Source organism: Thiofilum sp., from assembly GCF_016711335.1.
Lineage (GTDB): Bacteria > Pseudomonadota > Gammaproteobacteria > Thiotrichales > Thiotrichaceae > Thiofilum.
Map to the genome: position 1 here is coordinate 1,794,939 of NZ_JADJTF010000001.1, position 13,664 is coordinate 1,808,602.

Annotated in this window: 7 protein-coding genes, 2 tRNA genes and 3 rRNA genes; 7 read left to right on the plus strand and 5 right to left on the minus strand. The window is 45.3% G+C overall.

Annotation, left to right across the window (positions count from 1 at the left end):
* Positions 1-34: 34 nt before the first annotated feature.
* Both IPL34_RS08580 and IPL34_RS08585 read right to left on the minus strand, forming a co-directional pair.
* Positions 35-1,156 carry an anhydro-N-acetylmuramic acid kinase gene (locus tag IPL34_RS08580; RefSeq protein WP_296840648.1) on the minus strand — a complete coding sequence of 374 codons (1,122 nt, stop codon included), beginning with the start codon at positions 1,154-1,156 and terminating at the stop codon, positions 35-37.
* The gene (locus tag IPL34_RS08585; RefSeq protein ID WP_296840651.1) at positions 1,156-2,802 is read right to left on the minus strand and encodes a M23 family metallopeptidase; all 1,647 of its coding nucleotides are present in this window, start codon (positions 2,800-2,802) and stop codon (positions 1,156-1,158) included. Before IPL34_RS08585 ends, IPL34_RS08580 begins: the two co-directional genes overlap by 1 nt.
* A gap of 285 nt (positions 2,803-3,087) precedes the next feature.
* On the opposite strand from IPL34_RS08585, the gene tyrS reads away from it, so the two are divergent.
* The 6 genes from tyrS (at position 3,088) to rrf (ending at position 9,774) form a co-directional block, all read left to right on the plus strand.
* On the plus strand, positions 3,088-4,287 hold the full coding sequence (gene tyrS / locus IPL34_RS08590) for a tyrosine--tRNA ligase (RefSeq protein WP_296840653.1): 1,200 nt from the start codon (positions 3,088-3,090) through the stop codon (positions 4,285-4,287).
* Between the two features lie 450 nt (positions 4,288-4,737).
* Positions 4,738-5,967 (plus strand): 16S ribosomal RNA (locus IPL34_RS08595).
* Between the two features lie 68 nt (positions 5,968-6,035).
* A tRNA-Ile gene (locus tag IPL34_RS08600) sits at positions 6,036-6,112 on the plus strand.
* Positions 6,113-6,123: 11 nt separating this feature from the next.
* Positions 6,124-6,199 (plus strand) — tRNA-Ala (locus IPL34_RS08605).
* A 434-nt stretch (positions 6,200-6,633) separates the two neighbouring features.
* Positions 6,634-9,480, plus strand: a 23S ribosomal RNA gene (locus tag IPL34_RS08610).
* Positions 9,481-9,658: 178 nt separating this feature from the next.
* Positions 9,659-9,774, plus strand: a 5S ribosomal RNA gene (rrf, locus tag IPL34_RS08615).
* Together the 16S, 23S and 5S rRNA genes with 2 tRNA genes alongside form the textbook arrangement of a ribosomal RNA operon.
* A gap of 138 nt (positions 9,775-9,912) precedes the next feature.
* Here the strand turns inward: rrf and IPL34_RS08620 are convergent.
* Positions 9,913-11,061 (minus strand): DUF1501 domain-containing protein, encoded by a 1,149-nt coding sequence (locus IPL34_RS08620; RefSeq protein ID WP_296840655.1) that lies wholly within the window; start codon positions 11,059-11,061, stop codon positions 9,913-9,915.
* Positions 11,062-11,131: 70 nt separating this feature from the next.
* Entirely contained in the window at positions 11,132-12,424 is a 1,293-nt protein-coding gene (locus IPL34_RS08625; protein ID WP_296840658.1) for a DUF1800 domain-containing protein, read from the minus strand.
* A gap of 375 nt (positions 12,425-12,799) precedes the next feature.
* On the opposite strand from IPL34_RS08625, the gene IPL34_RS08630 reads away from it, so the two are divergent.
* Positions 12,800-13,288, plus strand: a complete 489-nt coding sequence (locus tag IPL34_RS08630) for a DUF4405 domain-containing protein (RefSeq protein ID WP_296840662.1) — start codon at positions 12,800-12,802, stop codon at positions 13,286-13,288.
* 10 nt (positions 13,289-13,298) lie between these two features.
* Here IPL34_RS08630 and IPL34_RS08635 read toward each other — a convergent pair whose 3' ends face one another.
* Positions 13,299-13,625 carry a hypothetical protein gene (locus IPL34_RS08635; protein ID WP_296840665.1) on the minus strand — a complete coding sequence of 109 codons (327 nt, stop codon included), beginning with the start codon at positions 13,623-13,625 and terminating at the stop codon, positions 13,299-13,301.
* Positions 13,626-13,664 lie beyond the last annotated feature (39 nt).

Here is a 13,664-nt window from a genome sequence, read left to right on the forward strand (position 1 = left end):
TATACTGACGGGCTTTTTTTATAAGCGCATATTACTAGGCTGGATAAATTGCACCTAAAATACGCTCACCTCTAGCTCCGGTAACTGAGGGCATATTACTAGGTTTGCCTTCGAGTGTTTGCTTGGCAAACCACGCAAAAGCCAGAGCCTCTACCCAATCGGGATCAGCCCCTAAATCTGCTGTACTGAGTAATTTAATAGGGTCGCAATGATATTGAATCCGTTCCCATAAATAGCGGTTGTGTACCCCACCCCCACAAATAACCAGTTCTTGCGTTTGAGGTGCCTGTGCTTGTATAGCTTGGCTAATGGTGATAGCAGTAAGCTCGGTTAGCGTGGTTTGTACATCAGCGGGGGCTAGTTCACGGTGACTGCATTTTTGTGCTACCCAACCCAAATTAAAATGCTCGCGTCCGGTACTTTTAGGCGGGGCTAATTTGAAATAGGGGTCTTTGAGCATAGCTTCTAGGACTTCGGGGTGGATATTACCGCTACGTGCCCAGTCGCCATTTTTATCATAGTGTTGCCCTGTATATTTGAAGCACCACTGGTCAATTAAGGTATTACCCGGGCCGGTATCAAATCCATACACCGGCGCATCACGATCCGTGTTAAGAACGGTGAGATTAGCGAGTCCGCCAATATTTAGTACGGTGCGATGAGTCTCAGAGCTAAAGAATACGGCTCGATGAAACGCCGGTACTAGCGGAGCGCCTTGACCTCCGGCTGCCATATCACGCCGCCTAAAGTCAGCTATGGTAGTAATACCGGTACGCTCACTAATTTGATTAGGATCACCTGCTTGCAAAGTAAAAGGTAGACTAGCATTCGGTGCATGACACAAAGTTTGACCATGACTGCCAATAGCTTTTATTTGCTTAGGCTCTAGTTGAGCCTGTTCTAGTAGTGCATTGACTGCTTGCGCAAACTGAATACCTAATAATTGGTCAAGATGACCATAGTCAACTAGGCTACCGTGCCATTCGGGGGATAGCATCTGATTAATGTGTTGACGTAAATCACTGTCTAGTGGATAGCAGAGTGCGTGTTGTAGTTGCACACTTTGGTGTTCAAAACTAGCTAAAACGGTATCAATACCATCTAAGCTAGTGCCAGACATTAGCCCGATATAATAAGAAGGTGTTGACTCACCCATTAATTTGCCTGCTGTGTTAACTTTATGTTATTGATGGCAGGATCATTAGCGAGTTGAAGTTGTGCTAAGCGTTTAACAAAACGTGTTGCCGAGCGATTAAAGGCCAAGCGTTCTTCAGGTGTTAATAACCCTGCTTTTGGTAATGCAACCGTCATAGGATTTAAAGCTTCGTTATTTTGACGGAATTCATAGTGTACATGATTACCCGTTGAACGTCCTGTAGAACCGACATAACCAATCACCTGACCACGCTGTACCGTACTACCTGCTTCAAGCCCTTGTTTGAAAGCAGACATATGACCGTATAAAGTGGTGATATTACCCTCGTGCGCTAGCTCAATAACCTTACCGTAGCCTTTTTGGCGTCCAATAAATTTAACAGTACCATCACCGGTGGCATAAATCGGTGTGCCGCTCGGTGCTGCAAAATCAGTGCCTTTATGTAGCCGCCACTGACCTAGCACCGGATGGGAGCGAAAGCCAAACCCTGAACTCATTCGTCCCCCTTGAATAGGGCGTCGATTAAAAGCAGTACGTTGTAAGACTTCAACGCCACTATTAGGGTCTAGGTAATGAGCTTTACCCTCCGCTAAGCTAAAACGCACACGACGCAGAGTTTTATTATCATGCTGAATTTCAGCCGCTAGCAGGTCTTCGCTATAAATACTTTTGTCCTTATAACGAAAGTCTTCAAAAATGACAGCAATGCGGTCGCCTTGTTTAAAATTGCGAAAATTGATCTCATTTTTAAAGGCTTGAATCAGTTGTTTCGTGATGGTGCTAGGAATGCCTACGTCATGGGCAGACTTAGACAAAGACGTATCAATCTGAAAACCGAGTTCAGTTTGCCGAGCCGTGTAATAGGTAGTGTCCCATTCTCCTTGGTATTGCGAACCAAAGCGCGTTATGACAAAGGCTTTATTCTCATCTTGTGCATAGATGAGTTGGTTTAGCTCCTCACCTTTAGTACGTAAGAATACTCTACGTCCGGCTTTTAGCTCTTTTAAATTAGCACTAATAGTTGGGTTTTCAGCGACTTTAGTAACTATCTGATCCAGCTTTTGTGCCTTAAGAAAGGCTGCTAAGGTTTGATTGTCTGTTAAAACCTTATGCTCCCAACGCCCATACTCCGCTGCTCTAGGTTGCGGTATAGGAGGAATATTGAGGGTTTCAGTAGTGTTCGCCAGAGGGGTAGTGGTTGGTTCAGTAGGACTGTCTTTAGGAGAAGGCATAACAACCTCTCCATTAGAGTTAAAAGGATTATACTGATAGCTTTCTAATTCCAACTCTAGCAAACGTTCGGTTTCTGCCTCGGCATTACTATCTATCAGGTCCAAATTAGCCAACTCTTGCTCTATTTGTAAAGCCGAGTTGATATGCTCATCTAAAGTGCCAGAACTATCGACAGAGAGCCTAGAATAAACAGGGACATTGCCTAAAGCTGCTAAGACTAATGCAGCCATTAGAGTACGTGTAATAAAGTAGCGGAAAGGATGATAGACGTGGGAGGCATTTAAAGTTTGCGCAATTTTATGAGTCGTTAGCGCTTTATCAATGGGAGCAAGATAGGGTGTGCGGGTCGTAATTTTGTGATCATGAGTAATAATAACTTCAATACCCCCGCTAGGGAGATTATAACGCTCCATAGCTTGGCTCCATTTTTTATTCTTATTAGAGGAGGGTCGCCTTTGTCCTGAATTCAGCAAAGTGGATACTCCATGTAATACATCAGTTTGATGGCTAAAGTTAAGATTAACAGCAAGTACTTTAGTTAAGGGTAAGTCCTTAAACCCAATTGCGATGGGGTTAATCACTGATCAATTATAAAATCCTATCCTAGCAAAAAAGTAACACGGATGACGTTTCATGCTAAGCTAAGCCCTGCCTTTTTAGGCTAAAAGTATTTTGTTGTCAAATCATGAGATAGGTATATGGAGCATATTGTCGATCAACTGCAAGAATTAGAGCGTGGCACTGAGGAAGTTCTAGTCAAAACAGAACTTATCGAGAAACTTAAAAAGAACCAGCCATTGCGTGTGAAAGCAGGATTTGATCCTACTGCACCTGATTTGCATTTTGGACATACGGTACTGATTAATAAACTGCGTCAGTTTCAAGAGTTTGGTCATCAGGTGGTTTTCTTGATTGGTGACTTTACAGGCATGATTGGTGATCCCACTGGGAAATCAGCCACTCGTCCGCCGCTCACGCGTGAACAAGTCCTACAAAATGCCGAAACCTATAAAGAGCAAGTGTTTAAAATCCTCGATCCAGAACGTACTGAGATTGCTTTTAACTCGACTTGGATGACTGAACTAGGTTCGGCTGGATTAATTCAATTAGCGGCTAAACATACCGTTGCTCGTATGCTAGAGCGTGATGATTTCAATAAGCGTTATAAATCTAACCAGCCGATTGCTATTCATGAGTTCTTATACCCTTTAGCGCAAGGTTACGATTCAGTGGCTTTGAGAGCGGATGTAGAGTTAGGGGGCACTGATCAGAAGTTCAACTTGTTAGTAGGGCGTGAATTACAAAAGCAATACGGACAAGAATCACAAGTTGTGATGACTGTACCTTTACTAGAAGGCTTAGATGGTGTGAATAAGATGTCTAAGTCTCTAGGTAACTATATCGGTATTACGGATAAACCGGACGATATGTTTGGTAAGATCATGTCTATCTCGGATGAGTTGATGTGGCGTTACTTTGACTTGCTCAGTTTTCGTAAATTGGCTGAGATTAAACAGCTCAAAGACGAGGTTGCAGCAGGTAAAAATCCGCGCGATGTGAAGTTCTTGTTAGCAGAAGAATTAATTGCTCGATTCCATAATCAAGCAGCGGCGGTGGCTGCCCGCGAGAGTTTTATTGCACGTTTCCAAAAGGGTGCTTTACCCGATGATTTGCAGGCAATTGAACTCAGTATAGACGGTGAAGGTATTAAAATTGCGTCTTTACTAAAGCAAGCAGGTCTATGTAGTAGTACGTCAGATGCGTTACGTATGATTGAGCAGGATGCAGTGAAAATTGATAGTGAGCGTGTAGAGGATAAAAACCTATTGATTACTAAAGGTTTTGCGGGTGTGTTCCAAGTAGGCAAGCGTAAGTTTGCTCGTATCACCGTAAAATAATTTAAAAATTCATAAAAAAAGTAGTTGACGGAGAGGAGGAGATGTATATAATGCGCATCTCCGAACGACGCGGCGGACTGAAAAACGAAAGCGAAATCAAGTAGTTAGTAGTGACCAGTAGCTGAGTTTGTTTAGGAAATAAAAGATTCCGGTGCGAATCAGGTAAGTGAAAAACAAGTAGTAGGTTATAGCAAAAAGCGCTTGACAGACTACGAAGCACGAACTAGAATGCGCACCTCTCGTTAAGCAAGACCTTAACGCGTTATTTAAAAAGCAATCAAATAAACTTGTGTGGGTGCTTGAATCATCTGTAGTAACAGAATGTATCAAGTATTCACTTTCGTCAAGAAAGTAATTCACTATTATATATTCTGAGCAAAGAAACACGCTGGTTAGCGGTTATTGAAGGCGTTTAACGTTGTCAGTGACTGGATGAATCAGCACAAGATTAAACTGAAGAGTTTGATCCTGGCTCAGATTGAACGCTGGCGGTATGCTTAAGACATGCAAGTCGAACGGTAAGCCCTTCGTAATTTAGAGTGGCGCACGGGTGAGTAACACGTGGGAATCTACCCAGTAGCGGGGGATAGCCTGGAGAAATCCAGATTAATACCGCATACGCTCTACGGAGGAAAGGCTTTACCACTATTGGATGAGCCTGCGTTGGATTAGCTAGTTGGTGAGGTAAAGGCTCACCAAGGCGACGATCCATAGCTGGTCTGAGAGGATGATCAGCCACATCGGAACTGAGACACGGTCCGGACTCCTACGGGAGGCAGCAGTCGGGAATATTGGACAATGGGCGCAAGCCTGATCCAGCAATACCGCGTGTGTGAAGAAAGCCTTGCGGGTTGTAAAGCACTTTCGCTAGGGACGAAGATGACGGTACCTAGAGAAGAAGCACCGGCTAACTCCGTGCCAGCAGCCGCGGTAATACGGAGGGTGCAAGCGTTAATCGGAATTACTGGGCGTAAAGCGCACGTAGGTGGTTTATTAAGTCAGATGTGAAATCCCTGAGACCAACCTAGGCAGGTCATCTGATACTGGTAGACTAGAATGTGGGAGAGGCCCGCACAAGCGGTGGAGCATGTGGTTTAATTCGATGCAACGCGAAGAACCTTACCAGCCCTTGACATGGCAGGAATCCCTGAGAGATTGGGGAGTGCCGCAAGGAACCTGTACACAGGTGCTGCATGGCTGTCGTCAGCTCGTGTCGTGAGATGTTGGGTTAAGTCCCGCAACGAGCGCAACCCCTGTCCCTAGTTGCCAGCACGTCATGGTGGGAACTCTAGGGAGACTGCCGGTGACAAACCGGAGGAAGGTGGGGATGACGTCAAGTCATCATGGCCCTTACGGGCTGGGCTACACACGTGCTACAATGGCCGGTACAGAGGGACGCGAGACCGCGAGGTGGAGCAAATCCCAGAAAGCCGGTCGTAGTCCGGATTGGAGTCTGCAACTCGACTCCATGAAGTCGGAATCGCTAGTAATCGCGAATCAGAACGTCGCGGTGAATACGTTCCAGACTTTGTACACACCGCCCGTCACACCATGGGAGTTTGTTGCACCAGAAGCAGGTAGCTTAACCGAAAGGAGGGCGCTTGCCACGGTGTAGTGATGACTGGGGTGAAGTCGTAACAAGGTAGCCGTAGGGGAACCTGCGGCTGGATCACCTCCTTTAAGAGCAAGGATGATTCGAGCACCCCCACAAGTTTATTTGAAAGTACCCGAGCCTAACTGGGACGCGAGGGTCTGTAGCTCAGTTGGTTAGAGCACACGCTTGATAAGCGTGGGGTCACAAGTTCAAGTCTTGTCAGACCCACCACTCGGTTAAAAGGGGCTATAGCTCAGCTGGGAGAGCGCCTGCTTTGCACGCAGGAGGTCGTCGGTTCGATCCCGTCTAGCTCCACCATCTTAGCGTTGACGACGGTCAGGTCTAGGTACTTAAGCGACTAATGCGATATAAGAGCATTCGACACCTTCAGTGAGACTGAACAGGGGTTGAGTGTTATTATATGGCATTAGCCAAATCAGCTATAAAAAGATTATAGCTGAGTTCTTTAACAAAATAGGAAAGCATCAAGCGAGAGTAAACTAAGCTTAAGTGGTAACGCACTTAAGAACAAAACAATCTCAAGCAAAATCGTTCAAGTTATAGTTGTACTATAACCTGGCTATTGTGCGGCATGAAGCCTACTGACAGTATCCATCATGAAGATAGGGCAACCTTACGACATGAAGGAAGTGATTAAAAAGCCTTAGCAATAATCCTTTTTAACCCGACTCTAGACACTGATACAGTATCATGCAACAGCAAAAGGAACAATAGACCGTTAAGGGTTATAGAATCAAGCGACTAAGCGTACACGGTGGATGCCTAGGCGGTCAGAGGCGACGAAGGACGTTGTAGCATGCGAAAAGCCATGGGGAGCTTGCAAACGAGCATTGATCCATGGATGTCCGAATGGGGAAACCCACTCTACATGTAGAGTATCCTGAACAGGAAGCGAACGCAGGGAACTGAAACATCTAAGTACCTGTAGGAACAGAAATCAACCGAGATTCCCTCAGTAGTGGCGAGCGAACGGGGAACAGCCGAATCTTTATGGGGTAGTGGAACATTCTGGAAAGGATGGCCATAGCGGGTGATAGCCCCGTACACGAAACGTCATAGAGGACATATTAAGTAGGGCGGGACACGAGAAATCCTGTCTGAAGATGGGGGGACCATCCTCCAAGGCTAAATACTACTGACCGACCGATAGTGAACCAGTACCGTGAGGGAAAGGCGAAAAGAACCGCGGAGAGCGGAGTGAAATAGACCCTGAAACCGTGTACGTACAAGCAGTGGGAGCCCTACGGGGTGACTGCGTACCTTTTGTATAATGGGTCAGCGACTTACATTCAGTGGCAAGCTTAACCGATAGGGGAGGCGTAGCGAAAGCGAGTCTGAACAGGGCGTTCAGTCGCTGGGTGTAGACCCGAAACCGGGCGATCTATCCATGACCAGGATGAAGGTGCCGTAACAGGTACTGGAGGTCCGAACCCACTGTCGTTGAAAAGCCAGGGGATGAGTTGTGGATCGGAGTGAAAGGCTAATCAAGCTCGGAGATAGCTGGTTCTCCTCGAAATCTATTTAGGTAGAGCCTCATGTATCACTCTCCGGGGTAGAGCACTGTTATGGCTAGGGGGCCCTGACCGGCTTACCAACCCATTGCAAACTCCGAATACCGAGAAGTGCGAGCATGGGAGACACACGACGGGTGCTAACGTCCGCCGTGAAAAGGGAAACAACCCAGACCCTCAGCTAAGGTCCCAAAATTATGGCTCAGTGGGAAACGATGTGGGAAAGGCCCAGACAACCAGGAGGTTGGCTTAGAAGCAGCCATCCTTTAAAGAAAGCGTAATAGCTCACTGGTCGAGTTACCTGCGCGGAAGATTCAACGGGGCTTAAGCCATATACCGAAGCTAGGGATTTGCCGTAAGGCAAGTGGTAGAGGAGCGTTCTGTAGGCCTGTGAAGGTGAACTGGAAGGTTTGCTGGAGGTATCAGAAGTGCGAATGCTGACATAAGTAACGATAAGACGGGTGAAAAACCCGTCCGCCGAAAGCTCAAGGTTTCCTGCGCAACGTTAATCGGCGCAGGGTTAGTCGGCTCCTAAGGCGAGGCAGACATGCGTAGTCGATGGGAAACGGGTTAATATTCCCGTACTTAGTTATACTGCGATGGGGGGACGGAGAAGGCTAGGCTAGAACACTATTGGATGTGTATCTAAGCGTTTAGGTAGAGATCTTAGGCAAATCCGGGATCTTAATACTGAGGCGTGATGGCGAGTGTCCTACGGGACATGAGTAGTCGATGCCCCGCTTCCAAGAAAAGCCTCTAAGCTTCAGGTATAACTGAACCGTACTGCAAACGGACACACGTGAGCTGGATGAGAATTCCAAGGCGCTTGAGAGAACTCGGGTGAAGGAACTAGGCAAAATGGTACCGTAACTTCGGGAGAAGGTACGCCTCTGGTGGTGAATAGCTACTGGAGGCCGCAGAGACCAGACAGCTGCGACTGTTTATCAAAAACACAGCACTCTGCAAACACGAAAGTGGACGTATAGGGTGTGACGCCTGCCCGGTGCCGGAAGGTTAATTGATGGGGTTAGCTGCAAGGCGAAGCTCTTGATCGAAGCCCCGGTAAACGGCGGCCGTAACTATAACGGTCCTAAGGTAGCGAAATTCCTTGTCGGGTAAGTTCCGACCTGCACGAATGGCGTAACGATGGCTGTACTGTCTCCACCCGAGACTCAGTGAAATTGAAATCGCTGTGAAGATGCAGTGTACCCGCGGCTAGACGGAAAGACCCCGTGAACCTTCACTACAGCTTTGCACTGAACGCTGAACCTGCCTGTGTAGGATAGGTGGGAGGCTTAGAAGCTCGGACGCTAGTTCGAGTGGAGCCACCGTTGAAATACCACCCTGGTATGTTCGGCGTTCTAACTAAGATATAACCGTATCTAGGACAGTGCATGGTGGGTAGTTTGACTGGGGCGGTCTCCTCCCAAAGAGTAACGGAGGAGCGCGAAGGTGTGCTAATCTCGGTCGGAAATCGAGAGGATAGTGTAAAGGCATAAGCACGCTTGACTGCGAGACTCACACGTCGAGCAGGTACGAAAGTAGGTCTTAGTGATCCGGTGGCTCTGCATGGAAGGGCCATCGCTCAACGGATAAAAGGTACTCCGGGGATAACAGGCTGATACCGCCCAAGAGTCCATATCGACGGCGGTGTTTGGCACCTCGATGTCGGCTCATCACATCCTGGGGCTGAAGCAGGTCCCAAGGGTATGGCTGTTCGCCATTTAAAGTGGTACGCGAGCTGGGTTCAGAACGTCGTGAGACAGTTCGGTCCCTATCTGCCGTGGGCGTTAGAGTTTTGAGGGAAGCTGCTCCTAGTACGAGAGGACCGGAGTGGACGCACCTCTGGTGTACCAGTTGTCACGCCAGTGGCATTGCTGGGTAGCTATGTGCGGACGGGATAACCGCTGAAAGCATCTAAGCGGGAAGCCCCTCCCAAGATGAGAACTCTCTGAGAGCTAGACTCTCCTAAAGGGCCGTTGGAGACGACGACGTTGATAGGTGGGATGTGGAAGTGCAGTAATGTATGAAGCTAACCCATACTAATTGCCCGTGAGGCTTGATTCTATAACCCGTAGCGGTTTGCGCGGTTGAGATTGAGGGTACTGGGGTGCGGGTAGCATCTACGGTACTCAGTAGATAAGTACACACGTTTGATGACTTTCCTAGATTGGGTGATGAAGCCCTGTTGGTGAAATAGACCAACCTAAATAAGCACATGCTTCATCGATACCCTTAAAGTTTGCTTGGTACCTATAGAGCTGTGGAACCACCTGATCCCATCCCGAACTCAGAAGTGAAACGCAGTATCGCCGATGGTAGTGTGGGGTTTCCCCATGTGAGAGTAGGTCAGTGCCAAGCTATATTTCTAGCCCTGACTATCTATTGATACTCAGGGCTTTTTTATTTTACGATAACCTAGATTCAATCTAAAAGGTGTGAGTAAAAAAGTGCATTAGATCTAATACACTTTTTCATGCTTCTGATGGTTTCTGGTGATTAACTTATAATAGGTAGAACGCCTAGACCTGCCCAAGGATTATTCTGCCGCCACCAGTTTTGGGTAATAGTGCCGTATAGTTTGCGAAAGTCCATATGGCTAGGTAAATTCATATTATGATCTAATTCAGTTAGTCGTGGATTATCCCCATACAAACCACCTCTTACACGCCCTCCCATAACTATATGAGTTGAGCCTGATCCATGATCAGTACCACGTCCATGATTTTCTTGTACTCTGCGTCCAAATTCTGAGTAAGTAACTACGATAACATTATCCCATTTACCGGCTCTTTTCATAGCATTGGCAAACGAGGCTAAACCTACGGCTAAATGCTGTAGCAAATTACTTTGCACATCCACTTGATTCACATGAGTATCGAAACCGTCTAACTCAACTTTATAAGCAGCGGCATCAATACCATTAACAATCATTTTGGCTACTGATTCTAAACGTCTACCAAATACGCTAGTAGAAAAAGGTACATTTAACCCTTGTGGACGAGACATTTTAGTACGTAATTGATTACCTGCTGCATATAATTGATGTTGTACTTGGGTAATATGTTTAAGCGCAGGATTATAGGTATTAGGTCTTATATCATCTACTAAACTGACCTGACTTAAGAATACCTCAGGGCTTTGCATAGCAATTGCATTACAATCTTTACCACAAAATGGACCTGCTTCTTCATCCAAAACAATACCATGCAAGCCCGGCTTAAAACGAGGCAATACATCATTAAGCCAACCCTCTGTTTTATACTCATTAACTGAGCTGGCTGTTTCCCAAATGTCTAAAGAACGGAAATGAGATAGATCAGTATTCTGATAGCCTATACCCTGTAGCCAAGCAATTTCACCCGCTTTCCATAAAGGCATTAGCGCCTTCATATACGGATTGAGTGCCATGTTTTGTTCTAAAGGTAAGGCTAAATGTCTGGGTACTGCAACGGTAGGACGTAGTTTGTAATATTGAGGATCTTGATAGGGTACTACCATATTCAATCCATCATTACCACCTGCTAATTTAACAAATACTACAATCCTATCTGGGCTAGTATTAGTTCGTGCGGCTTCGCTGGTAATAGGTAGGATACTAAAAGTAGGTAAAGTTGCTGCTACTTTTAAAAAATCACGCCGTTTCATAAGGCTTCGTTACTCGCGCTACACACTGTCGAATTAGGTAAAGTAATTCGATAATGATTCATTAATATTACTAGACTAATTGAAAAGCGGGGTCTAATAATAACCCACGCACTAAACGTCTATCCCCCGGTATCTCCGGTAATGGATTTACCGCCGGTATGGCAAGCATCCACTCTTGTATTTGTTCATTACTGGTTTTGGGTAGATTTAATCCGGTATTAACTCGTCTATTTAAATTACCCCGCGATAATTTAGTTAAGTAAGAAGTGCGTACTAATAAGGTTTGACTGTTAATCCAATGCTGATTCCCTGCCCAACCTTTTACATTAGGAGGATCAAATAATTCTTGCCCTAATAGTCTGCATAAATTAACCATTTCAGTAATAGTTTCGGGCGGATAGGGAATCATTCGTATAGTGCCCACTAAAATCTCAATAGGTGATTTAATAATAGTGCCACGATTATGCTTAGCCCAAAAAGCTTCATGATTCAGTAAAGCTCGCATAAGGGTTTTAATATCATAATTGCTTTGTCTAAATACCTGAGCCAATTGACGAATACTGCCAGTATCTAAACGATCTGGATTAATGAATTCACGCCATAACTGTATAACAATAGATTCAGCAGTACGCGGCTGTTGCAGCAAAATATCTAAAATATCTTCGCCATCAAATTGCCCACTGCGACCTAGAAAAGTAATACGATTAGTATTGTGTTGATCACGACGTTTAGTAAAGGAACCACTGTGTGGGTCGAGTGTCCAACCAGTAAATGCTTTAGTAGCGGCTTTAACGTCTGCTTCACGATAATGCCCACGACCTAAAGTAAATAGCTCTAATAATTCCCGTGCAAAGTTTTCATTAGGACTCGACTGCATATTTTGATGTCCATCAAGATAGACTAACATCGCAGGGTCTTTGGCAATTGAATGAAGTAATTGCCTGAAATTGCCTAGTGCATGAGTACGTAATAATAGATTTTGTTTATGCAGAAAACTGGGTTGTAAAGTTTTTTGAATAGATGAGGTAAATAACCCATGCCAAAACAAAGTCATCCGTTCAATGAAAGGCGATCTGGTATAGATTAGATGATTAATCCACCAGCTCTGTAATAACTTACCCTCGCGCTGGGCAATCATCCAAGCTTGTTTGCGACCTTGCGCGTTGACTTGTCTTAAAGGCTCTAACTTGTTCCAAGGTGACAAAGCTGGAGGAGCTTTTGGCAAGCTAACAGGCTGATTTAATATTAAATCGACTGCTACTGACCTTTGTTTACCCACCAGTTTTTGTATTGTCTCCCACTCAGCACCTAGCCCAGTGCGAGCTACAAGATGACGAGCCTCACTAAATGTGAGTACTTGCATAATTCAACAGCTTTATTTAGTTAATATTAGCATAATTTATGGTGATTATTTTTGAGTTGTAAGACCATATTATTACACTGATTAGTCGGAACACTGCCTGAACTGTAGCCCTAAACGGGTTAAACAAGCAAGTATTAAGTACCTCATTTTATCACCCTTTTAGTGCGCTACGAGCCGCCATAACCTAGCACAACCTATCACTTTGAAACGAGAGTCTAATTCTAATAGGGGCAAGCTTTATTCATGGTTATTTAGTGTACTTGAGTCATGTATTCAAGCACCTTAGTAATCTTAATATTTGCATATTTTTGACGCACAATTTACCTGATTAGTGGTTAGTATTCAGCTCATGTTCTATTCAATGAGTCTTAGTCAATGAGTTATTTACGTTCGTGGGCTACACCGCTCACTATTGGTTCTTTTGTTATTTCTACTGTAACAGGCATAGTATTATTTTTTCACTGGAATCTAGGTTTAGCTAAACCGGCTCATGAGTGGTTGAGTTGGTTTATGGTGTTGGGAGTAGCGTTGCATTTAAGCGTCAATTGGCGGGCTTTTAAAAATTATTTTACTCAAGTAGTACCTCTAGGAGTGATAGGCTTATTCAGTGTATTAACAGTAGCCTCTTTACTGCCCCTAGGTTTAGATACTGGTGGCAAGCCACCCCAAGTGAAGGCATTAGATGCGCTACAGCGAGCGCCTATCAGTGCTATAGCAGCGGTACAGCAACAACCTCTAGAAGCTGTTACACAACGTTTACAAGCAGCAGGGATTGCAGTCACCGACCCTAACCAAACGATACAACAAGTGGCAGAAGCAGCCCATAAATCTGAGCGTGAGATATTAGGTATTATTTTTAAATAAAGTCTGTGATTTATTCGTGTGCCACTTTATTGGGTGGCGCATAGTCAGCGAAATCATCCGCGTTCGCTTTAGTATCAGCGTCTACATTAGGATGGGCTAGACGTTTATTACTTTCGGAGCGGATAGCGTGTGCGCGACCCAATTTTCCATATTCATCTTGACCGGTGGCTGATTGAATGTCCGCCATACGGATTTTTAAAGTATGCTCATAAGCCGCTCCCAGTGCACGGGGGTTGCGCTCACGCGCTTTACGTATAGTCTCTGCATCCCCCGGAGCTACCAAGTCAGTGACCACCGGAATGCGAATGGTAGTATCAAAACGATCATGTTTAGGCATTATGTTTCTTATCGCTTTATAAATAGGTTAAGCAATGTT